Annotated in this window: 27 protein-coding genes and 1 riboswitch; of the genes, 17 read left to right on the top strand and 10 right to left on the bottom strand. The window is 45.8% G+C overall.

Annotated features, from left to right (window positions below):
• The first annotated feature begins 22 nt into the window (after nucleotides 1-22).
• The 4 genes from AY633_RS04495 (at nucleotide 23) to AY633_RS04480 (ending at nucleotide 3,519) form a co-directional block, all read left to right on the top strand.
• Nucleotides 23-709 carry a response regulator transcription factor gene (locus tag AY633_RS04495; RefSeq protein WP_068486880.1) on the top strand — a complete coding sequence of 229 codons (687 nt, stop codon included), beginning with the start codon at nucleotides 23-25 and terminating at the stop codon, nucleotides 707-709.
• On the top strand, nucleotides 702-1,988 hold the full coding sequence (locus AY633_RS04490) for a sensor histidine kinase (RefSeq protein ID WP_068486878.1): 1,287 nt from the start codon (nucleotides 702-704) through the stop codon (nucleotides 1,986-1,988). Before AY633_RS04495 ends, AY633_RS04490 begins: the two co-directional genes overlap by 8 nt.
• A gap of 113 nt (nucleotides 1,989-2,101) precedes the next feature.
• Entirely contained in the window at nucleotides 2,102-2,800 is a 699-nt protein-coding gene (locus AY633_RS04485; protein WP_068486876.1) for a polyphosphate polymerase domain-containing protein, read from the top strand.
• Nucleotides 2,801-2,835: 35 nt separating this feature from the next.
• On the top strand, nucleotides 2,836-3,519 hold the full coding sequence (locus AY633_RS04480; protein ID WP_068486874.1) for a DUF4956 domain-containing protein: 684 nt from the start codon (nucleotides 2,836-2,838) through the stop codon (nucleotides 3,517-3,519).
• 440 nt (nucleotides 3,520-3,959) lie between these two features.
• Here AY633_RS04480 and AY633_RS04475 read toward each other — a convergent pair whose 3' ends face one another.
• The 3 genes from AY633_RS04475 to AY633_RS04465 are packed head-to-tail and all read right to left on the bottom strand — an operon-like array spanning nucleotide 3,960 to nucleotide 5,555.
• On the bottom strand, nucleotides 3,960-4,442 hold the full coding sequence (locus tag AY633_RS04475) for a DMT family transporter (RefSeq protein WP_068463966.1): 483 nt from the start codon (nucleotides 4,440-4,442) through the stop codon (nucleotides 3,960-3,962).
• A 12-nt stretch (nucleotides 4,443-4,454) separates the two neighbouring features.
• Nucleotides 4,455-5,117 (bottom strand): Crp/Fnr family transcriptional regulator, encoded by a 663-nt coding sequence (locus AY633_RS04470; protein WP_068486872.1) that lies wholly within the window; start codon nucleotides 5,115-5,117, stop codon nucleotides 4,455-4,457.
• A 12-nt stretch (nucleotides 5,118-5,129) separates the two neighbouring features.
• Complete coding sequence (locus AY633_RS04465) at nucleotides 5,130-5,555, bottom strand: DMT family transporter (RefSeq protein WP_068486870.1); 426 nt, start codon at nucleotides 5,553-5,555, stop codon at nucleotides 5,130-5,132.
• 215 nt (nucleotides 5,556-5,770) lie between these two features.
• Here AY633_RS04465 and AY633_RS16555 point away from each other — a divergent pair, with 215 nt between their 5' ends.
• From AY633_RS16555 to AY633_RS04455, 3 genes are all read left to right on the top strand, one after another.
• Nucleotides 5,771-5,920: a hypothetical protein gene (locus AY633_RS16555; RefSeq protein ID WP_186008747.1), complete on the top strand. Its 150-nt coding sequence runs from the start codon at nucleotides 5,771-5,773 to the stop codon at nucleotides 5,918-5,920.
• 148 nt (nucleotides 5,921-6,068) lie between these two features.
• Nucleotides 6,069-6,557 (top strand): DUF4306 domain-containing protein, encoded by a 489-nt coding sequence (locus tag AY633_RS04460; protein WP_068486868.1) that lies wholly within the window; start codon nucleotides 6,069-6,071, stop codon nucleotides 6,555-6,557.
• Between the two features lie 22 nt (nucleotides 6,558-6,579).
• On the top strand, nucleotides 6,580-6,918 hold the full coding sequence (locus AY633_RS04455; RefSeq protein WP_068486866.1) for a hypothetical protein: 339 nt from the start codon (nucleotides 6,580-6,582) through the stop codon (nucleotides 6,916-6,918).
• Between the two features lie 61 nt (nucleotides 6,919-6,979).
• Here the strand turns inward: AY633_RS04455 and AY633_RS04450 are convergent, their stop codons facing one another.
• Together AY633_RS04450 and AY633_RS04445 are read right to left on the bottom strand one after the other, a co-directional pair.
• Nucleotides 6,980-7,477, bottom strand: a complete 498-nt coding sequence (locus AY633_RS04450) for a hypothetical protein (RefSeq protein ID WP_068486865.1) — start codon at nucleotides 7,475-7,477, stop codon at nucleotides 6,980-6,982.
• A 31-nt stretch (nucleotides 7,478-7,508) separates the two neighbouring features.
• Entirely contained in the window at nucleotides 7,509-7,832 is a 324-nt protein-coding gene (locus AY633_RS04445) for a hypothetical protein (protein ID WP_068486862.1), read from the bottom strand.
• Between the two features lie 169 nt (nucleotides 7,833-8,001).
• Between AY633_RS04445 and AY633_RS04440 the strand changes: the two genes are divergently transcribed.
• From AY633_RS04440 to AY633_RS04415, 6 genes are all read left to right on the top strand, one after another.
• Nucleotides 8,002-8,319 carry a hypothetical protein gene (locus AY633_RS04440; protein ID WP_068486860.1) on the top strand — a complete coding sequence of 106 codons (318 nt, stop codon included), beginning with the start codon at nucleotides 8,002-8,004 and terminating at the stop codon, nucleotides 8,317-8,319.
• Nucleotides 8,320-8,472: 153 nt separating this feature from the next.
• Nucleotides 8,473-9,426, top strand: coding sequence for a ribose-phosphate diphosphokinase (locus AY633_RS04435; RefSeq protein ID WP_068486858.1), 954 nt, complete (start codon nucleotides 8,473-8,475; stop codon nucleotides 9,424-9,426).
• Nucleotides 9,427-9,702: 276 nt separating this feature from the next.
• Nucleotides 9,703-10,191 carry a hypothetical protein gene (locus tag AY633_RS04430; RefSeq protein WP_068486856.1) on the top strand — a complete coding sequence of 163 codons (489 nt, stop codon included), beginning with the start codon at nucleotides 9,703-9,705 and terminating at the stop codon, nucleotides 10,189-10,191.
• Between the two features lie 4 nt (nucleotides 10,192-10,195).
• Nucleotides 10,196-10,708: a GNAT family N-acetyltransferase gene (locus AY633_RS04425; protein ID WP_068486854.1), complete on the top strand. Its 513-nt coding sequence runs from the start codon at nucleotides 10,196-10,198 to the stop codon at nucleotides 10,706-10,708.
• Between the two features lie 48 nt (nucleotides 10,709-10,756).
• On the top strand, nucleotides 10,757-11,659 hold the full coding sequence (locus tag AY633_RS16550) for a hypothetical protein (RefSeq protein WP_186008746.1): 903 nt from the start codon (nucleotides 10,757-10,759) through the stop codon (nucleotides 11,657-11,659).
• 286 nt (nucleotides 11,660-11,945) lie between these two features.
• The gene (locus AY633_RS04415; protein WP_068486852.1) at nucleotides 11,946-12,182 is read left to right on the top strand and encodes a DUF3953 domain-containing protein; all 237 of its coding nucleotides are present in this window, start codon (nucleotides 11,946-11,948) and stop codon (nucleotides 12,180-12,182) included.
• A 380-nt stretch (nucleotides 12,183-12,562) separates the two neighbouring features.
• On the opposite strand, the gene AY633_RS04405 is transcribed toward AY633_RS04415, so the two are convergent.
• Nucleotides 12,563-12,763 (bottom strand): cold-shock protein, encoded by a 201-nt coding sequence (locus AY633_RS04405; protein WP_058383049.1) that lies wholly within the window; start codon nucleotides 12,761-12,763, stop codon nucleotides 12,563-12,565.
• Nucleotides 12,764-13,281: 518 nt separating this feature from the next.
• Between AY633_RS04405 and AY633_RS04400 the strand changes: the two genes are divergently transcribed.
• The 4 genes from AY633_RS04400 (at nucleotide 13,282) to AY633_RS04385 (ending at nucleotide 17,033) form a co-directional block, all read left to right on the top strand.
• Nucleotides 13,282-14,751, top strand: a complete 1,470-nt coding sequence (locus AY633_RS04400) for a glycoside hydrolase family 32 protein (protein ID WP_068486846.1) — start codon at nucleotides 13,282-13,284, stop codon at nucleotides 14,749-14,751.
• Between the two features lie 31 nt (nucleotides 14,752-14,782).
• A complete protein-coding gene (locus AY633_RS04395) occupies nucleotides 14,783-15,763 on the top strand; it encodes a carbohydrate kinase family protein (protein ID WP_068486843.1) in 981 nt (326 codons plus the stop codon).
• Between the two features lie 286 nt (nucleotides 15,764-16,049).
• On the top strand, nucleotides 16,050-16,556 hold the full coding sequence (locus tag AY633_RS04390) for a CueP family metal-binding protein (protein WP_068486841.1): 507 nt from the start codon (nucleotides 16,050-16,052) through the stop codon (nucleotides 16,554-16,556).
• A 60-nt stretch (nucleotides 16,557-16,616) separates the two neighbouring features.
• Entirely contained in the window at nucleotides 16,617-17,033 is a 417-nt protein-coding gene (locus AY633_RS04385) for a GNAT family N-acetyltransferase (protein ID WP_068486837.1), read from the top strand.
• Nucleotides 17,034-17,120: 87 nt separating this feature from the next.
• On the opposite strand, the gene AY633_RS04380 is transcribed toward AY633_RS04385, so the two are convergent.
• The 4 genes from AY633_RS04380 to AY633_RS04365 form a co-directional block, all read right to left on the bottom strand.
• Complete coding sequence (locus tag AY633_RS04380) at nucleotides 17,121-18,017, bottom strand: 3-hydroxyacyl-CoA dehydrogenase (RefSeq protein WP_068486835.1); 897 nt, start codon at nucleotides 18,015-18,017, stop codon at nucleotides 17,121-17,123.
• A gap of 120 nt (nucleotides 18,018-18,137) precedes the next feature.
• The gene (locus tag AY633_RS04375) at nucleotides 18,138-18,452 is read right to left on the bottom strand and encodes a DMT family transporter (RefSeq protein ID WP_068463905.1); all 315 of its coding nucleotides are present in this window, start codon (nucleotides 18,450-18,452) and stop codon (nucleotides 18,138-18,140) included.
• Nucleotides 18,452-18,793 (bottom strand): DMT family transporter, encoded by a 342-nt coding sequence (locus AY633_RS04370; RefSeq protein ID WP_068486832.1) that lies wholly within the window; start codon nucleotides 18,791-18,793, stop codon nucleotides 18,452-18,454. Before AY633_RS04370 ends, AY633_RS04375 begins: the two co-directional genes overlap by 1 nt.
• 323 nt (nucleotides 18,794-19,116) lie before the next feature.
• A riboswitch (guanidine-I (ykkC/yxkD leader) is annotated at nucleotides 19,117-19,212 on the bottom strand.
• A 67-nt stretch (nucleotides 19,213-19,279) separates the two neighbouring features.
• Complete coding sequence (locus AY633_RS04365) at nucleotides 19,280-19,894, bottom strand: FMN-binding negative transcriptional regulator (RefSeq protein WP_068486826.1); 615 nt, start codon at nucleotides 19,892-19,894, stop codon at nucleotides 19,280-19,282.
• Between the last annotated feature and the right edge of the window lie 74 nt (nucleotides 19,895-19,968).

The following is a 19,968-nucleotide window of genomic DNA, read 5'->3' as shown; positions in this document are numbered from 1 at the left end:
AGTGGGAAACGGGGCATGCACGATGAAGCTGTTAATTATAGAAGACGACAAGCAATTATCCGATACGATCAAGCAAACAACAGAAGAGTTATTTGAAACCGAGCAAGCTTTTAATGGGGAGGAAGGGCTGTATCTAGCTGAACAGAATATTTTCGACGGCATCATCCTCGACATCATGATGCCGGAAATGGACGGCTATGAAGTACTGAAAGAATTGCGCGCCCAAGGAAATACGACACCGGTTATCATGCTGACGGCCAAAGACGGCATTGCCGATAAAATTGAAGGATTCAAGTCCGGGGCGGATGACTATTTGGTGAAGCCATTTCACAGAGAAGAGCTTTTATTGAGGCTCGAAGCGATCATCAGAAGAGCCGGCGGGGAACTAAAGGAGAATATCTTAAGCTTTAAGCAATTGAAACTCAATATTAAAACCAAAACGGCCACCATCGATGGGGAAGCGGTCAAGCTCAACGGCAAGCAATTCGATCTCTTGGAATACTTATTGACCAACCAAAACATCATCCTGACAAAAGAGCAGATCTTTGACCGCATTTGGGGATTCGAATCCGATACCTCGACAACGGTGGTCGAGGTCTACGCCAGCAATTTGCGAAAAAACTTAAAGCCTTTCCACTATGATGGATACATAAAAACTTTCCGTGGCCTTGGATATATGCTCGCGGACGTTGGAGCCAGCCATGAATAGAAACGCGATCGTCAAAAAACAGCAAACGCGCTTTATGCTTTTGAACCTGCTGGCGTTTACGGTCATTTTTACGCTATTTGGCATTATCATCTTTAACCAAGTGCAAACGACTTTGTTTTCGCAGACAGATGAGGAATTAATGCAGGTGCGCAAAGTTGTGGAAGAGGCGCCTCAAGAACGCATTCGGCCGGCTGGGGCTGATCCGCAAAACACTAATTTTGCCAGCCGCGGCGCGAATCCGAACCCGCGTATCACCATTCTTTTTTGGAACGAACAAGGTGAAATCGCCAATGAAGAACAAATCGGCACGCTGCTCTTTGAAAACTTTTTTGAAGATCTCACGCTCGACACTGAAAGTGAAGGTGTCATCACCAATACGACTTTCGACGAGACTTTCGACTACCGCTCCTTGCTATTTGAAGATGAGGACCCGACAGACGACATCGCTTATACCCAATTGCTCGTCAATATCGATCCCGAACAAACCATTATCGAAAATTTCGGCCGGCTATTGGCCATCTGCTCATTGATTTTCATTGTGCTATCGATTTCGGCCAGTTATGTGTTGTCGAAGAAGATGGTCAAGCCGATTGTCCAGTCCTGGAACAGGCAGGCTGAGTTTGTGGAAAACGCCTCCCATGAACTGCGTACGCCTTTGACGGTCATTCAAAACAAATTGGAATTGCTGCTCACGGCGCCGCAAGCGAAAATTATGGATCGTTTTGAGAACATTGCGATGAGCTTGTCCGAGACCCGGCGTCTGTCGAAACTTACGACCGACCTATTGACGCTGGCACGAGCAGATTCTTCGGAAATCCAATTGCAAAAAGAAAGCATAGATTTGGATCCGTTCATCCGCCAAGCACTGGCGCCGTATGAAGAAATTGCCGAATCGCAAGACAAGGAATTCTGGCTTGATCTCCAAGCCGACGTCAGCATGGAAGCAGATCGCAGCCGGCTGCATCAATTATTGGTGATCTTGCTCGACAACGCCCTCAAATACACCGATACAGGAGAGCGGATCGGCATCCGAAGCTATATGGAAGAGCGCAACACGGTCATCGAAGTGAGTGATGAAGGCGCGGGCATCAAGGAAGACAATCTGCCCTACATTTTTGACCGGTTCTACAGGGAGGACAAAGCGCGCTCCCGCGAGACCGGGGGCATTGGGCTTGGCCTATCGATCGCCCAGTGGATTGTCGAAAGCCACGGCGGCACGATTACAGCTTTCGCCAATAAGCCCTCAGGCACCACATTCCAAGTGAAATTACCGAAATAAAGATCGCCAACTGGCGGTCTTTTTTTATTTTAAGGTTAGTTTAAGGAAAGCGGCCCATACTCAAGCTTAAGAACTTCACACATCACAGGCAACAGCAAAAAGGAGAGAGAACGATGAAAGCGATGAGTTTAAACGGGGTTCAAGGCCGACGGGAAATCAAACACGAAATGACGCAATTGGAATGCTACCTATTACGCAATAAGCTGAAGCATTATATGGAAATAGATGGCCATGCCAAAGCAAACGGCACATATCAGATTCGCAGCGTCTATTTCGACAACTTTGATAACAAAGTCATGAACCAGAAAAAAGAGGGCAACTTCGAACGCGATAAATTCCGCGTCCGTTATTATGACGGCGACACAAGCTTCATGAACTTGGAGAAAAAAAGCAAGCGCAATAATTTAACCTATAAACAGAAATGCCCCATCGATGCACAGGAATACGAGCGCATCCGCTCAGGTGACATCGACTGGATGGAAACGGACAGCCGGCCGTTAATGCAGGACTTGTATTGGCAAATGGTCATGCTTCAACTCAAACCGCTGACGGTCGTCGATTACGAGCGGGAAGTGTTCATTTATAAATATGGCAACGTCCGTGTCACATTTGACAGCAAGATCCGCACGAGCTTGCGCAATAACGATGTATTGAACCCGAACATCACCATGGTCGATACAGAACCGGGCGTCGTGTTGCTGGAAGTCAAATACGATGAATTTTTGCCAGGAGTCATCCGCCAGTTGCTGCAAGTCAGCGATCTGCGGGCGGGAGCGTATTCGAAATACCAAATCAGCCGGATGTACGGATAACACCGAGCGGCATGAACTAATTGGAGGAATTACAAATGGAAAGCATCAATTTCAATGACATTTTTAAATCAAGTTTTCTGGAAAACACCAGCAGTTTCTCGCTCGTCGATTCACTGATCGGGCTGGTGGTCGCGTTTATCATCGGACTGTTTATCTACACCATTTACAAGAAAACCTTTTCCGGCGTCATTTATTCGCACAGCTTCAACATTTCCTTGATCGTCATGTCGATGGCGACTGCTTTGATCATCATGGGGATCTCGACCAATGTCTTGTTGTCGCTCGGGATGGTCGGCGCGTTATCGATCGTTCGCTTCCGGACACCGATCAAGGACCCGATGGACTTGGTGTATCTGTTCTGGACGATCATTTCCGGAATCTTGTGCGGTGCCGGATTTGTCTTGCTGGCCATCTTGGGATCGCTGTTAATCGGTCTAGTCTTAATCGTCTTTGTGAATAAAATCAAAATCGAGAACCCGTATTTGCTGATTGTGAAATACGAAGACAACGCCATCGAAAATTCCCTTGATCAACTGGTGTCGGCAAGTGTCCGCAAACACCTGATCAAATCCAAATCCGTACAAGGCGGCAGAGATTACGAGGTGACTTATGAAGTACGTGTGAAAGATACCGATATGGGCTTCATCACCCGCATTTCAGAGCTCACCGGCGTTCAGTCCGCTATCATGCTCAGCTACGACGGCAACTTTACTGCATAAAAAAAGCGTTATCCGGCCATGGCGACTGGATAACGCTTTTGATTATTGAGAAACTTAGAAAACTGTATTTTCCGAAGCTTATTGCACGACTCCGTGGGCTCGCGCCCAAGCCTCCTCAGCCGCTTCGAAACCCTTGTGCTCAACTCTCACTGCGCTCGAGCATCGCAGTAAAAGAGTTGCTCCCACATCTGCGTAGCAGATGCGTCGCAAATGAATGTGTTCAGCTAAGCTTCACTCATTCATTTCTTCCGGGGTCTCGGTCGTCTCGCTGGTCCACCGGAGTCGAGCGAACGCTTCTCCAAATACTCAGCTAGAACATTGTATTTTAATAATACAAAGTGAATCTGCTTTGCTCATAGCAAGTTACTCACTTCTTGAATACTTAAAAGCTCTATCCGACCATGATGGCTGGATAGAGCTTTTTTTCGTCAATTCATGTGCTAGAGGCTGTGTTGGGTTTTGCGTTTTCGGACGAACGATTTGCCTTCAAGAGCGGGTCCAAGCTGGAATAAGACGATGCCCGCACTGATCAAAACGATGCCTGCGAGCGATTGCCACGTGAACGGCACTTGTTCGAGGCCGAACCAGCCGGCGGTATCCCACATCAACCCGAAGAAAATCTGCGAGACCATGACGATGGAAATCGCACGGCTCGGGCCCATTGACTGCACGCCTTGTGTGACACAGACGACGACGCCAACGCCGAGTATGCCGCTAAACCAAAACCACGGCTCGGCCTGAAAGCGGAACAAGTCCATCCCGTTCACCGCAAGCCCTGCCACAAAGGATCCGAAAAAGCCGAGAAATAACACAAGTGCGGTTGTTGTCCAGACGCTGACATGCTGCTTGACGTTGGCGTTAAAGATATTTTGCAGACAGACGAGTACGCCGCCTGAAAGTGCCAGTAAAATGCCGATAGCCATTGAACGGTCCTCCTATTCGTAGATATTATGCCCTGCTTGATTGAATAATGCGTCGCGGTCGAGTAAATCGATTTTGCCATTATTGCGCTGGATCCAGCCGGCCTGCTCGAACTTCTGGAGCACCCGGTTTAAATGGCGGTAGCTTGTGCCGATCAAATCCGCCATGTCAACGAGTGACGGCGATTCGAGTCGCGATTTGTCCGGTGTCATCGACAGCAAATAACTGGCTACCCGGACATCGACCGCATACAGTAAATTGAAATTCAATTCCTGTGCTTTCGTTACGAACTTGCGCGTGATGGTCTCGAGTAAGAATTGCTGGAACAAGGAATTTCCGCTCATTTCGTGATCCAATGCGTGATGGGGGATGCGCAGCAACACCAGCTCTGTCACGGCTTCCACCGTATTAATGAACGGGCATTTCTGCACGTATTCGATATCGCCGACCAAATCGAAAGGCGTCTTAAATGCTAGAATCAGCCGCTTGCCTTCCGGAGACAACATGGAAATCTTTAATTTGCCTTTAACCAATAAGTATAAATGCTCTGCCGCATCGCCTTGCGAAAATAAGCGGCTCCCTGCCGCGTGATGCTCGATATGCATCGCCTCGATGACGGCAGGGGGGAACAAATCTGCCAATTCGTATTGATGGAGATAGTCCTCAATTGTCTGCATGAATGTTCCTCCTTACCATTTCAAGACGAGAATGCCTGCAATCATCAATGCCACACCGGCAATTTGTGTTTTCCCGACATGTTTCTTCGCCATGTGAAACCAGCCTTTGCCATCGATCACGATCGCTGCCACCAATTGCGCAATCAAAAATACACTAATCGTTAGTGTCACGCCCATGCGATGGATGGCCGTCATATTGCTGAACAGGATGAACGCAGCAAGCAAGCCACCCGCCGCATATAAAGGGGACACTTGCTTGATTTGTTTAATCGATGTGTCTTTCAATGCCAAAACGATGAAAATCGCCAGCACAAATCCGGTCAGCTGGGTCATTGCCGCAGCCTGCCAGGTGCCGATTTGGTCGCTAATGGTCGCATTCGCTACACTTTGGAAGGTCAGAAAAAATCCGCCAGCGAGCGCAAAAAGAATTCCTTTCATCCGGTCCACCGCCTTTCGTTATTATAAGGATAATCGTCCATTCAATCGGATGGAAGGACATATGTCCCTGCGCCAAGAATTTTACAAGCAATAAAAGATAAAGTGAGGAGAATGAAAAGTTTGAAGTATTTCCAAAATTATGTAGAAATCAATTTTCTTTACTAGTATATTGGAAGTGTAAGAAACTATATGAATTTGGAAAAAGAGGGAACTTCGTGAAGGTTTATAAAAAGATGCTTGTTTCTTTAATGAATGCACTTCAACAAAAGCATTTACCCGAAATAGTAGTCAAAAGTTTCCTGGCCATTCTAAAGGCCATCTCCTATCTTGCTGGAGCCAATCCGATTAAACGGATAAAAAAGTAATATTAGTTTGCCAAATGGATGTGTAGTCACGAAAAGGATTAACGTAAAATGAAACCGATAAATATCCTAGTTTCCATTGAGAAATAGAGTAATTGAATGGTAACGCTTAAAAGAGCATTGTGACTTTAACTTGCGGAAGGGGAATTGCATGAAATTCAAACACATCGTTTACTTGATCGGCGCATTTCTCGTATTGATTTTCTCGACACTCGCTAGCTGGTATGAGGGTGGACAACTGCGTGATATTTCATGGGAGTGGAAGTATTCGGCGGTCTTTTCGACCTGGTTGAACGGGCCAGTGACCGAGGCGAGCGATATTTTGATGATCGACCATTTCGTTTACGCGGCAAAGTTTGAACCGCTGTTTCCGCTCCTGATGGCGGCATCATTTCTATTCATCGTCCTTCAGTTATTGGGATGGCTATTGAGAGAGCGCAGAACGCTGCATATCATTTTTCTGTCGCTGATGTCAGTAGGTTTATTGTTGATGAGTGCCATGCTGCTCAATTCACTGACTGTCGGGCTCACCTTGTTTTCGGCGTTCTTCGGCCTGTCTGGCGTCTTAACGCTGCTCATCATTTTGTGCCGCAACAATGCAAAGTGGATGTGCCGCGCAGCCGAACGGACGAATTCATAATTTTTAACTCGGAGGTGTTCAAATGGATTCGTGGATTAATATCGTTCCAGTCCTAATTATCGGAGCGTTTGCTTACGGAGCATTTAAGCAAATCAAAGAATCCATATCTGTCGTAAAATCGGTGACATGGGATTCGGCCAACCATAAACGACTCATCGTTGGACGTTATTTGTTTTCGTTGTCATATGTCGGATTTGTCGTGGCGCTAATCGTGAATTTGATTGTCTATAATTACTCGTTTCCACAACCTTATAGCACGGCCAATGCCGCCAGTATGACCGCATTCTACTGCTTGTTGATGATGTTCGTTGCCGAGCTTGGCGTGATGCCAAAGCGACAAGGCCCTAAAGAATCAATCTGAACTAAAAAAGCCTCCGGATCGAGCCCAAGAAAGGGAGCGACCGGAGGCTTTTTCGATGGCATTAAAGAAGAAACAGCAAGAGACATAGGCTGACGACAGTGGCACCAAAGGAGATTTCGATTTTCGTTTCTTTTGCGCTGCTCCGCTTCACTTTATGTACGACAGACAACACGAAGAGGCTGTAAAGAAACATAAAGAAGTAAAAGATTCCGTACAAAATCCAGCGATTGTCCGTAATCCAGTCGTTCAAGGAAGTGAAGACGGAAATGGCAATGAACACCGCAATAGAAAAGGTGAGCAACAGCCCCGACAATACGTTCATCTTGTTCCATAAAGGGTGCGACAAGAAGCGCTCGCTTTTTTTGCTGTGGAAGACGAAAAACAAATGAATCATGCTGGTGCTCAGCAAAATGAAAGTCAACACGACAAGCATTCCGCTGGTGGTGCCAGAAGCAAGTACGTGCCCAATGCTGAGCGAATAATATTCAGCCAGAAATGCCAGTGCGACTAAACCTGCAAAAGCGGCCACTTGAAACGCCGTCCATTTTAGAAAAGTCATCCAATTCTCCTTTTCTACAAAGTAATGATGATCAATTCAAGAAGTACTCGCGGTACATGAAAAACGTTAGCCCGACCATTACGACTAAGTACAAAATCGAGCCGATTAAAATATACGAACGTTCATTGACAGGAGCGGCCTGTTCCATCCGAATGCCCGTTGACCCTTGAATCGACATATCCAAATGACGGCTCGCCATGCCGCCTTTCGATTTAAAGAAAAACACGAGAACGACAGCGAGTCCGGCAAAAGGAATGGCGATATCCAAAAACCCGAGCGGTGTGAAAAAGGCCGCAAGCCAATTGCCAAGCGTCAGCACGAGCATGGTAAGTGAGACAATAAGTATGTTTTTCATCTATACCTCCAGTTGGATTTTTTGGAAAAAATGTTAATCCATTAATATACTGTACGGTATAATGGGGAGATAGTTTCAAGAATGTGAAAGTTATGTATCATTTGACATTGCATGACAGCAAGCGAACGATTTAGATCAAGAGAATAGTCAGCGGAGGAGAAGAGGAAGCGTGTCAGTATGGATACTAATTGCGCTATCCGGTCTATTGGGTGGCGTTGGGATTCAATATATATATGTGGCCATCAAGCCAATGAAGGACGGCGAGAAACGAGAGTTGGGTGAAGTGTTTTCATACGGAGAGGGGCCATTTTTGATCCTTGCGCTGCTATTTGCTTTCTTAGCCTGGTGCAGCGAGAAGTTTTTCCCGAAAAGATGCCAACTCGCAGCTTTCCGGTTGATTAGCTTATTGATGGCGGTTTCGCTCATCGCATTGATCTTTTTGATGTGGAATCTCGATATTGTGGCAGATTTTCTAAAAAGCTTGTGAACAGAGGCACGATTCTCCGTCTTTGGTGGCATTTGCCCCTAGAAAGAGCTATCATAAAAACAACTGATATACACCGCATGATGAGATTTTTTCATGGGAAACAGTCAGCTATTCATTTACGAACTTATACTTTGCTGAAAGGGGAGTTGAACGGTGGCTTATCAACTAAGAGACAATTTCAAGCTATTTTCGTTGAATTCAAATCAGGAACTAGCGCAGGAAATCGCAGAGCATTTGGGCTGTGAACTGGGCAAAAACTCCATCACCCATTTTAGCGATGGGGAAATCCAAATCCATATCGAGGAAAGCGTACGCGGGGCAGAAGTTTATATCGTCCAATCGACGTCGCAGCCAGGGCATGAGCATGTTATGGAATTATTGATCATGATCGACGCCTTGAAGCGGGCATCGGCCGACTCCATCACAGCGGTCATCCCGTATTACGGCTATGCGCGCCAAGACCGAAAAGCGAGCTCGCGTGAACCAATCACGGCAAAACTCGTCGCGAACATGCTGGTGAAAGCGGGTGTCGACCACATCATCACGATGGATTTCCACGCACCGCAAGTTCAAGGATTCTTCAATATCCCGGTCGACCAATTGCTCGGCATCACCGAACTATCCGAGCATTTTATCAATAAAAATCTCGAAGATGCCATCGTCGTCGCTCCGGATAACGGTGGATTGAGCAGAGCCCGCAGACTTGCAGACCGCTTAGACGTACCGATCGGCTTTATCGACAAGCGTAAAATGCAGCCGGGTGAAGCCGACACGATGAACATCGTCGGGGACATCCAAGGCAAAAATGCCGTCATCATCGTCGACATCGTGGATACAGCCGCAACCATTGCCGATGCAGCCGATTTGCTTGTAGAAAACGGCGCCAAAGCCGTCTACGCATGCTGCACGCATGCCGTATTGTCCGGCGATTCCGTCCAGCGCATCCAAGACTCTGCGTTGACAGAACTCGTGGTCACCAACACGATCGATGTACCGAAAGAAAAACGCATCCCGAAAATCACCATCCTATCGATCGCGCCACTGCTCGCAGAAGCAATCGAGCACGTGCACAACGAAAAACCGGTTAGTCCTTTGTTTGAAGGATGACCAGATAGAAATGCCATGAACCCCAAATGAGTGCCAGAGAAATGGCGCGCGTTTGGGGTTTGTTTTGTTTAAAGAAGTATATCGATTTTGGAAGAAAACTGTTAAAGTTAAATTATGGAATAAGATAAGTAGGAGATCCTCATTTTTATTAAGGTGGGAGACACGACTGCATACTGGAAATTTTAAACTAGTAATTGAAAGCTGGGGAAAAAAACGAAACGCTTTTCTGTATTTAAAGTATAGATTAGTACGAATAAAAACTAAGGAGGAAAACGAATGAAACGATTTTTCTATTATTTTGCCTGGAGCATCGCTATTGCATTGATTGTGTATCTTGGTTTGCAACTGCAAGAATTATTGAAAGAAAGAATGCAGACAACGTTCAATCTGGTTCCTTATTGGATTTACGTCACGCTTTTCCCAATCGTTATCGGCATTCTGTTACGTACACCTAAATTCATGCTAGAACGAAAAGAGAAACGGATCAGTGGGTTTGATTGGAGCAAGTTTTTGGCAGTCGGTCTTCTGTCCTTTGTAGTAATCGTGTTGTCACTTATGCCTTTTCTTCCACTTGAAAATCTACCCTATCCAGAATTCTACAATCAAATCAGTTTAATCCTGTTCAGTAGCACCACCGCCCAAACAATCGCCGGACTCGTCTTCGGCTATACATTACTCGACAGCTTCAAGAGCGAGGAGAGAAGATTCCAGGAATCGACGTCCGACCTGTTCAACGCCGTAATGAAGTTTACGCCGAAAGGGTGATGGGATGATGATCAGGAGAGCAAGAGCTTCCGACGCGAAAGACATTGCCAAGGTACATGTAGACAGTTGGCTCAGCACTTACCGTGATATTGTTCCAGACGATTATTTAGAGGGACTGAAATACGAAGAAAGAGAAAGACTTTGGGCTCGTAACTTGCAACACTCCACTGCATTTGTAGCAGAAAATCAATTCGGAGAAATCGTTGGGTTTGCAGATGTCGGCAAGGAGCGCTCTGGCGACTATCCGGATATCGGTGGAGAAGTGTATTCGATCTATATCCTGGAAGCTTATCAAGGACAAGGGATTGGAAAAATGTTGATGCAGGCAATAAGCAATGAATTATTGTCACGTAATATCCAGTCCATGCTTGTGTGGGTGTTGAAGGAAAATCAATCCAGCGGGTTTTATGGAAACTTAGGCGGCACAGTCATCGACGAAAAATACATAACGATCGCCGGGAAGCAAATACCCGAACTTGCCTACAAATGGTCAGACGTAAGCAGCCTATTGGAATAAAACTGAACGGCTTTTCGCAAGGCCGTCACGAAGTGGGAGTGTCTGAATATGAAAAGGTTTTTGATGCGGCTTTCAGCTTTGCTAAGTTTGCTCGTGCTGACAGGGTGTCTTGCTGAGGACTATGACGTAGGGGTTCCACGTGCATATTTGCACGCGGATGATCGTTTACGCAGCGGGCCCATGCAATTAACAGAAGCTAATGTCACTTGGAGTTCCTCTAGTGGGCATGTAACGGAAACAATACAGGACATCGAAGAGTTTGGTTTGTCACAGGAAACCACGACAGTTTCTTTAAATCAGCCTGCCTATTTGGAGTTTGAAGAGAATGAAGAAAACGGTGGAGACATTTGGACAAATCCAGAAATTACCGCTTCTTTATGGAAAGACGGGGAAGAAACCAAGCTTGAACTCACGGACGCGAGAGAATTTCGCTTTCCGCAATCGGAAGGGAATTATGCATTGGCGGTAGAATTTATTGATCGTGACAATACAGCCCAATATGCAGGAAATATCGTAATCGAAGAAACTCCAGCTCAAAAGGCCGGAGAGCTTCCGAAGTACACCTTTATGGAAATGCCCTCGATTACGAAAGTGAACTCCGAGGATCCGAGCGGTGTGGTGTTCGATCATATTTATTCCGAAGCATGCTGGAACGATTGTTCTTTCAATAGCGGCTATGATATCTCCGATGTACACGCTGGAGATGTAGAGGAGGGCGACAGTATTGTAGTTGACTGGGGAATGATGGAGCCACAGCCGAGCGAAGTTGTGTTGATTGAGATAGACAACGACGGCGAAGAAGTAAGCGAAGAAATTGGCTTGTCTGACAATTCTTCAATTACCATTGATATTGTGGAACAAGATTTGGGGAAACAATACGCAATTCAATATTTATGGCAGGACGGGGAAAAACTGATCGGCCAAAGCAGCTTGAATTTTAAGCTGAAATAATTGCTAGTGTGATGGGAAGTGAATTTATTTGTTCAAAGCTTACATCAAGTTTATAGAAAAGTATGGGTCTCTGCTTATCGCAGCTTACAGTTTAATTTATTTGCTTACTTCGTGGGGCGATAATTGGATACTTACTCGGATTTTATTAGCTGCACTGATTATTTCTCCAATTATCGGCATTTCGGACATAAGAGAATCAAAATCGTCTGACTCTTAGTTCATAGAGTATCTTCTCTAATCAATGACGAGGTAAAAAACTATTATCTACTAAAGGAGCAACACCGTCATGAAAATAATTAGAATCATCCTGCAACTAGTCGCACTTGGCTTTAGTGCTTACGTGTTATGGACGCAGAACTTTACGTTAATGCCGTACGTCATGCTGATGCTTGGAGTGTTTATGTTGGTCGCAGGATTCGAGAAAATTCAAAGCGATCGAAAAGAATTTTGGGGCTATATGTTTGTCCTGATTTCTCTGTTTATCTTCTTCGTTTCAGCGCAAGGATTCATCGTAAATGCTTGAGGTTCGAGCTATCTTATAGCTGGAGAAATGAAAGTAGAGGTTCACTAATAGGAAAGGAGAAGTACATGAAATTTGTAAAAGGAATGTATGCAGTTCTAATCCTGTTCATGGCAGTCAATTTTCTAAGCGTCTTTGTGTTTGACGATGAGTATTCAGGCATCGCTTCCTGGATGAATGTGTTGCTCTTTTTACTTGGCAGCGTCTGTTACATAAATGCTCGACATATTTTTAGACGAGATTCTCAGTAAAACTATCAAAGCACTTGATAAGAACGTATACCAGTGAATAAAGAAGCAGCAATGGTCATCGGCAGATCCAATCAAATTTGGACACACAAAAAAAAGACCCTATAAAATATAGGGTCTTTTTTCAAGCTATTATTAAGCTTTAGTGACGTTTGTAGCTTGTAGGCCACGTTGTCCTTCTTCGATATCAAATGTTACAGTTTGACCTTCGTCTAAAGATTTGAAACCGTCGCTTTGGATAGCTGAGAAATGTACGAATACGTCATCTCCTGCTTCACGCTCGATAAAACCAAAACCTTTTTCTGCATTAAACCATTTCACTGTACCTTGTTCCATAATTGTTGCCTCCTAGTGTGGATCTCCACACAATGTGTTACTATCCTTGCTCAAATACCTTAGACGAAAAACAAAATATATTCTCGATCTGAAACCGAACAAAAATAACTCTTCCTAAAGGTAACACGGATGTGTTGAAAAAGATAGCAAAAGGATTCGATCTTATTTATTAAGGAAATTAGAAACACTGATTTCGTCAATGAAATCATCCATTAACGCTTATAGATTGCGCGGTCTACGGATCTAGCGCTTAAACATTAGGATGAGCTTTGAAAACGACGGGATGACTAAGAAAAAACAGACACATTTTCAACATAAATTTACAGAAAAATCTGACTAATTAGTAGTAGAGCATTGATTACACATCCTGAAAATCATATAATTTAATAAATAAACTGCCTTCTGTAGCATCGTGCTGGAGTCATTGCATCTACATGGGGATCAAGGGAGTGGGGCTTACAAAATTTTAAAGAATGGCGCAACAAAAATTCTGCTTTCACAAAAGGAGAATGATGACAATGGAATTACCAAGGGGGAAAAGTTACATTCGGCTCGACCAGATCAATCAAGAAGATATAGATAACTTGATTTCACGGGTGAATAGTTGTTCCTGGCGACAAACTTATCACATCCAACCGGTTTCCGGACTGCTCAATGACCCGAACGGATTTTGTTTTTATAAAGGTGAATACCATTTGTATTATCAATGGCATCCGCTCGGGCCTTTTCATGGCTTGAAGTATTGGTATCATACGAAATCGACAGATCTGGTGAACTGGGAGAATGTCGGGATCGCTATTAAACCGGATGAGTATTTTGATAGCCACGGGGCGTATTCAGGCAGTGCGGTGGAACATGAAGGGAAATTGTATTTGCTTTATACCGGCAATACACGGGATGAGAATCTCGTAAGACGTCCTTATCTATGCATCGCTTTGATGGATGATGAGGGAAATATCATCAAATCGAAAAAATCGGTTCTCGACAAAGTGCCGGATGGTTACACTGAGCATTTCCGCGATCCGAAATTATGGAAAGTGGACGACCGGTATTATGCGGTCATTGGCGCGCAGCGAACCGATCAAACGGGAACTGTGTGTTTATTGAGTTCGACTGATTTATTGGAATGGAAGTTTGAAGGGGAGCTAGCTACCAATTTGGATAATTTTGGGTTCATGTGGGAATGCCCGGATTATTTCGAAATGGATGATCGGGGCATCTTGTTTTTTTCTCCTCAAGGACTGGAGGCAAAGGGGGATCTTTACCAGAACATTTACCAGGCTGGTTATGTGCTGGGCGAAAAAATCGATTTAGAGCGGCGGCAATTGATTCATGGTGATTTTGTCGAACTCGACCGGGGGTTTGATTTTTATGCGCCCCATACGATGAAGGACCCGAGCGGCAGGCGGTTGATGGTCGCTTGGATGGGGCTGCCGGAAATCGAGTATCCAACCGATAGCAGCGGATGGGCGAATTGCTTGACCATCCTCCGGGAGTTGTCGCTCCGAGACGGCAAAATCATCCAACAGCCGATTCCAGAACTGAAGTCTCTTCGTAAAAATAAAGTCGAAGCACAGGATAAACTGGGCGACGAAAAGAAATCATACGAGGGATTTTCAGGTGTCACATATGAGCTGATTTGTGAGTTCGAACCGGGGGATGCCTTGGAATATGGCATCGAATTCCGCGTTAGTGAGGAAGAACAAACCGTGATCAAATACGATGCAGCCCAAGGGAAATTGATACTCGACCGCACATCCTCGGGTAAAGTAATTGGCAGCAAGCATGGCACCGAACGGAAATGCCGGATGGATGCGGACGTGTACAAATTCCAAATGTTTGTCGATTCCTCGTCCGTGGAGATTTTTGTGAACGACGGAGAAGAAGTGTTTACCGCCCGGATTTTCCCGGATATTAGAAGCCAGGACATCCGATTTTTTGCAAAAGGCGGCAGTGCTGCGTTTAAAGCCGTGAAATGGGATTATTGACGATTATAGCTAGATAAGGGAGAGGTGCTCAATGGGAGAGTTGTTCTCGATTGGTGAAGTATTGATCGATTTTATTCCCGACCAAAAAGGCATCGCTTTAAAGGATGTATCATCTTTTACGCGAGTGCCGGGCGGAGCGCCTGCCAATGTAGCAGCGGCGGTTGCGAAGTTAGGCGGAACAGCTTCCCTGATCACCAAAGTAGGGCAAGATGCCTTTGGCGATTTTCTATTGGAGCGGCTTGCTAAGGCGGGAGTGAAAATCGATAAGATTCCACGGACAAAAGAAGCGAATACCGGACTTGCCTTTGTGTCGCTCCGCGAAGACGGCGAACGGGACTTTTCCTTTTACCGGAACCCTTCCGCGGACTTGCTTCTGAAAGCTTCAGAAGTGAACGAAGACTGGTTCGGTCAAGGGGACGTTTTGCATTTTGGTTCAGTAGACTTAATCGACAGTCCGATGAAAAAAGCCCATATCAAAGCCATCGGAGCCGCTAATAAGAATGGCGCGATTATCAGTTTTGACCCCAATGTACGCTTGCCGCTCTGGGAAACCCCGAAGCAATGCCGGGAGACTATTCAAGAGTTCATTTCAACGGCGCATCTCATCAAAGTTTCCGACGACGAACTGGAGTTTATCACCGGCATCGCAGATGAGTCAACAGCGATAGCCTCTTTGTTTGCAGGGAATGTCTTGGCAGTCGTGTTGACGAAAGGCGCAAAAGGTGCGGATCTGTACGTGGAGAATCATAAGTATTCAGCCGCGGGATATTCGGTGGCAGTCGAAGACACGACCGGGGCAGGAGATGCCTTTACCGGCGCGTTTTTGTACCAATTGCTGAATTGGGGAGCGGCACCAGACAATTTGGAGGCCCTACTTATTGAGCATCACGAAGAATTGCTGGCGTTCGCCAATGCGGGCGGTGCGCTCGCCACTACTGGGAAAGGCGCTATTTCGGCTCTTCCCACCAAAAACCAAGTGCGGGAGTTGATAAAGTCCACCACAGCGAGCTAATCGTAATGAGTGGAATTATGCACACGCTAGTTCTTTGATTGAGAAAAACAAAAAAGCAAAATGGCTGCACTTCGTAAATTAGCGTTTAAACGCTGGTTTGTGAGGTGCTTTGTTTTGAAGAAAGGGTTCACATTACACTTTCAGATATTCGAAAAGAGGCGCAATAGCTGAGTGTGCAAGCATCGGGCATCTGTCAACAGGAAGGGCCGGGTTCATTAAGTCGTACGAATTCAGCCAATAAAACATAAATGGAATTTGATATAGTAAGGAGGAGAGGAGAGGTTAGATGAAAATGCCATTGGTTTTTGTCATGTTCATATTCGCCGGCCTATTGGCAGGATGTGCAGATGAATCTGCGATGAGCCAGACTGATGTAAAAGAGTTGGTAGCTGACATGAGCGGAAGTGATAAGGTCAGTGCTGCGTCGATTGATGATCAGAACCTGACCGTAGAAGATGAAGGAGAAAAATCGGTCTATCCATTACCGGAGGACGAGTTTTTTATCTCGATTGCCCCTTACGAAACATTCACGCATCCTTGTGAAATCCATAGCTTGACGGGGTGCCAAGGAGAACTGGCCGAAAAAGAAATGAATGTCGTTATTACCGATGAAACCGGAGAAGTTCACGTGGATGAAGTAATGACAACGCCACAAAATGGATTTATCGATCTGTGGCTGCCTCGGGACCGAACGTATACGGTGGAAATTGAAGCAGCAGGGAAAACAGGTGAGGTTCAGTTTTCCACATTTGCGGGGGACCCGACATGTTTAACGGATTTACTGCTGAGCTAAAGCACTAACGCTGGAAAAATCTCAGGAGACTACTGTTGTCTTTCAGAAGGAGTGAACTGGATGTCGAATATTCGCCTGCATGCAGGATACAACGAAGAAGAAGCGGGATTTATCCGCTATCATTTAGTAAGGCATAACAAAGAAAAAGTCGCTTATACCGAAGAAGAAAAAATGAGTTTTGTGTTAAAGAATGAAGAAGAGAACATTGTCGGCGGCCTGGTAGGACATACGGATTGGGAGTGTTTTTTCGTAGACCTTCTATGGGTAGACGATTCTTTACGAGGGATGGGAAAAGGCCAAGAATTATTGGCAACGGCAGAGTCATACGCGCGAGAACAAGGATGTCGCCTGATGAGGCTGGAAACCTTCAGTTTTCAAGCGCCGGATTTCTATCAGAAATTAGGATTTAAAGTGCTGGGGAAATTAGACGATTTTCCAAAAGGATTTACCCATTATTATATGTACAAAGATCTCTAAGAAGTAAAATCAATTGGATCGCAGAATAAAACGGAAAACCCGCAACGCCACGTGCTCACTTGCACATGGCCATGCGGGTTTTCTAATTTATTCCTTCAAAAAGTCCTTATCCAGATAACGCGGGTTCGGGTAGTCATAGAAGCCTTTGCCGTTCTGTATCCCCATGCGGCCTTTGTCGAGAAATTCCGTTTTCAAGTACTCGGCGACTTTTGCAGCTTCCGCATCACCAGCGTTAGCTTTCGCAACAGACAAATGATACGGCGTATTGATGCCGATGACATCCAAAATCGCGAAAGGCCCTTTCGGCGCACCGGTTGCGATCATCCAAGTCTTGTCGACCGTATGCGGGTCTGAAATGCCGTTGACGACCAAATACTGGGCGGAATTCAAAAACGGCACGAGCAAAGTATTCAAAATATAGCCCGGCTGTTCTTTGTGGAGCGGAAGCGCGACCATGCCGATTGCTTGAGCAAAGTCGACGACATCGTTAAAGACCGCTTCGTCGGTACCGCCATGTCCCATGATTTCCGCGGTATTGCTGCGCCAAATATCGTTGGCGAAATGAAGCGCCAAGAATTTCTCAGGGCGTCCTGTGTATTCAGCGAACGTGCTCGGCAGCATCGTCGAAGTATTCGTCGCAAAAACTGTCTGCTCCGGTGCGACTTTCGCTAAAGAAGTGTAAAATTCCTTTTTAATATCGAGCACTTCAGGCACCGCTTCAATCATTAAATCGGCATTTTTTACAGATTCCCCTAAATCGGTATAGAAAGACAGCCGGTTATAAGCGGCATCCAAGTCTTCATCCGTCGCTTTCAAATCTTTCCGGAAATGCTTTTGGAGCACTTCGAAACGCACCTTTGCACGAGTCAACGCTTCCTCATTGATATCGTATACTGCGACTTCGAATCCGTGATACGCCGATTGGAAAGCGATTTGGCTCCCCAACACGCCGCTTCCCGCGACCGTGACATACTTGAAATCCATTCCATCCCACTCCCTTTGAATAGATGATGCGGATCTTGGTGTATTGGCAAAAAAGGATGTTTCTGCCAGTGTTCTCTACTTCTCATAGTAGGGGAAGCGGGGGTGTTTTGCCATCATTAATTAAGAAACGAGCTTCAATCCGACGGCAGAGCCGAGCACCATTGCGATAAACAGGATGCGCCGCCAATCTTTCGATTCATTGTAAAACAGCATGCCAATGATCGCGCCGCCAGAAGCGCCGATGCCGGTCCAAATCGCATAAGCCGTTCCCATCGGCAGAGATTCCATCGCGATGGATAAGAATAAAAAGCTCGCAACAAATCCGCCGATGAGCATAGCGAGTGACTGCCATTTGCGGTCGTGATGCCATTTATTGATCATGGCAACGCCCGTCATTTCAAAAATCCCTGCGAATATAAGTGAAATCCAAGCCATTACGCTTCACTCCTTTCCGGTGTAGCATCTGCGGTCACCAGTTTCAACCCGATAACACCGAGCAGTAAAATGCCGACCAGTATCAGTTTTGCAGTACTGACGGGCTCATTGAAAAAGACGATTTCGGACAACACGGTCCCAGCCGTCCCAAGTCCGACAAAGACTGCATAGACGGTGCCGACCGGCAGTTTGTTTCCGGCATCGATCAGCAAAGTGAAGCTGACGGCGATCGCGACGACCGTAATCAGCCATTCACCGAGTGAATCCGCATGCTTTAATCCGACGACCCACGCGACTTCAAATAACGCCGCGATTAATACTTTTCCCCATTGAAGATTCATTGGAATTCCTCCTAATAATAAATAAAGTAATAAAATGAAAAGTAGATCAGTTGATGGAGTCGCTGCAGGTGGACGCTTTCCGCGGGCATGGCTTGAGCCTCCTCGGTCGCTTCGCTCCCTGTGGGGTCTCAAGACTCATGCTATTCCCGCAGGAGTCGCCACCTTCCGCTTTTTCATCCAGATTAATAAAATTCATAAAACGAAGCTAACACGAATCCAAGCAAGCTGTTCTTAGCAGTTTTGTGAAACTTTTACTGTTACAACTTTTGATTTCATGCAACACTTTTCAAAAATAAAAAGCCCGGGAGAACTGTAAAAACAGTTTCTCCCAGGCTTTTGTCCCTCCGTGTCACAGCGATGGCTGTGTGTTTTCTCTCGGACCAGGCCAGCTATGCTGCGGAACCCTAGAAAACTTTTTTTGGTCATTCAATTACTTCTAGTTATATAAGAAATGCCGATGGACTTCAAGCAATAAGGGTTCTAAGGCTACGGGCGTCTTTTGTCCATAACGTCCGCAACTTCTTCAGCCAAAGGGTCCTGTTCCGTTCGCAAGCCATCAATCACATGTTGATAGTCTCGAGCTGATTGGTTTTGGCTTAATTTGAACGCAGCTTGGATATCAGTAATGCGGAGCTCGAACCCGACGATGCCTTTGATATCTTTTTCGAGAAGCGCGCTGGGGAGTGTGTCCCACAGAACCGGCTCGTCGCGATGCTGTTCGTGCTTTTGGAGCAAGGTCACCAAATCCTCCCGCAGTTCCTCTTCTGACAACAAGCGGCCAGTGCCATACACATGCGCCGCTTGGTAATTCCAAGTCGGGATTTCCTTTTCCTCGTACCAAGAAGACGTCACGTAGGCGTGTGGCCCTTGGAAGGTCACCAATATTTCACCCGGGTCTTCAATCGTATGCCATTGCGGATTGCCGCGTGCAAAATGGCCACGCAAGACAAAGCCGTCGTGTTCTTTTTTTAACTGGAGGGGGAGGTGGGTCGCAAGCGGGCGGCCTTTTCCTGAGGTGATGATGGTCCCGAATGAATGAGCTTCGATAAATTCACGAATCTCTTCCGGGTCAGTCACTTGATAGTATTTTGGGATATACATAGCGCACCACCTTATCTAATTAATACTCTCTTCGATACAAAATAATGAGGAGTAAATTAATATATCTTCTAATA

It is taken from the genome of Planococcus maritimus (genome assembly GCF_001592825.1).
GTDB lineage: Bacteria > Bacillota > Bacilli > Bacillales_A > Planococcaceae > Planococcus > Planococcus maritimus_C.
Note: the sequence above shows the minus strand (reverse complement) of the source record. Positions and strands in the feature narration are given on the sequence as shown.

Bases quoted from the DNA above. Each gene is read 5' to 3' on its own strand.
- AY633_RS04415 (WP_068486852.1), top strand. From the start codon at position 11,946: ATGAAAATAATTAGAATCATCCTGCAACTAGTCGCACTTGGCTTTAGT.
- AY633_RS04390 (WP_068486841.1), top strand. From the start codon at position 16,050: ATGAAAATGCCATTGGTTTTTGTCATGTTCATATTCGCCGGCCTATTG.
- AY633_RS04485 (WP_068486876.1), top strand. From the start codon at position 2,102: ATGAAAGCGATGAGTTTAAACGGGGTTCAAGGCCGACGGGAAATCAAA.
- AY633_RS04405 (WP_058383049.1), bottom strand. From the start codon at position 12,763: ATGGAACAAGGTACAGTGAAATGGTTTAATGCAGAAAAAGGTTTTGGT.
- AY633_RS04395 (WP_068486843.1), top strand. From the start codon at position 14,783: ATGGGAGAGTTGTTCTCGATTGGTGAAGTATTGATCGATTTTATTCCC.
- AY633_RS04380 (WP_068486835.1), bottom strand. From the start codon at position 18,017: ATGGATTTCAAGTATGTCACGGTCGCGGGAAGCGGCGTGTTGGGGAGC.
- AY633_RS04490 (WP_068486878.1), top strand. From the start codon at position 702: ATGAATAGAAACGCGATCGTCAAAAAACAGCAAACGCGCTTTATGCTT.
- AY633_RS04450 (WP_068486865.1), bottom strand. From the start codon at position 7,477: ATGACTTTTCTAAAATGGACGGCGTTTCAAGTGGCCGCTTTTGCAGGT.
- AY633_RS04375 (WP_068463905.1), bottom strand. From the start codon at position 18,452: ATGGCTTGGATTTCACTTATATTCGCAGGGATTTTTGAAATGACGGGC.
- AY633_RS04460 (WP_068486868.1), top strand. From the start codon at position 6,069: ATGAAATTCAAACACATCGTTTACTTGATCGGCGCATTTCTCGTATTG.
- AY633_RS04370 (WP_068486832.1), bottom strand. From the start codon at position 18,793: ATGAATCTTCAATGGGGAAAAGTATTAATCGCGGCGTTATTTGAAGTC.
- AY633_RS04385 (WP_068486837.1), top strand. From the start codon at position 16,617: ATGTCGAATATTCGCCTGCATGCAGGATACAACGAAGAAGAAGCGGGA.
- AY633_RS04445 (WP_068486862.1), bottom strand. From the start codon at position 7,832: ATGAAAAACATACTTATTGTCTCACTTACCATGCTCGTGCTGACGCTT.
- AY633_RS04475 (WP_068463966.1), bottom strand. From the start codon at position 4,442: ATGGCTATCGGCATTTTACTGGCACTTTCAGGCGGCGTACTCGTCTGT.
- AY633_RS04470 (WP_068486872.1), bottom strand. From the start codon at position 5,117: ATGCAGACAATTGAGGACTATCTCCATCAATACGAATTGGCAGATTTG.
- AY633_RS16550 (WP_186008746.1), top strand. From the start codon at position 10,757: ATGAAAAGGTTTTTGATGCGGCTTTCAGCTTTGCTAAGTTTGCTCGTG.
- AY633_RS04425 (WP_068486854.1), top strand. From the start codon at position 10,196: ATGATGATCAGGAGAGCAAGAGCTTCCGACGCGAAAGACATTGCCAAG.
- AY633_RS04480 (WP_068486874.1), top strand. From the start codon at position 2,836: ATGGAAAGCATCAATTTCAATGACATTTTTAAATCAAGTTTTCTGGAA.
- AY633_RS04465 (WP_068486870.1), bottom strand. From the start codon at position 5,555: ATGAAAGGAATTCTTTTTGCGCTCGCTGGCGGATTTTTTCTGACCTTC.
- AY633_RS04495 (WP_068486880.1), top strand. From the start codon at position 23: ATGAAGCTGTTAATTATAGAAGACGACAAGCAATTATCCGATACGATC.
- AY633_RS04400 (WP_068486846.1), top strand. From the start codon at position 13,282: ATGGAATTACCAAGGGGGAAAAGTTACATTCGGCTCGACCAGATCAAT.
- AY633_RS04455 (WP_068486866.1), top strand. From the start codon at position 6,580: ATGGATTCGTGGATTAATATCGTTCCAGTCCTAATTATCGGAGCGTTT.
- AY633_RS04365 (WP_068486826.1), bottom strand. From the start codon at position 19,894: ATGTATATCCCAAAATACTATCAAGTGACTGACCCGGAAGAGATTCGT.
- AY633_RS04430 (WP_068486856.1), top strand. From the start codon at position 9,703: ATGAAACGATTTTTCTATTATTTTGCCTGGAGCATCGCTATTGCATTG.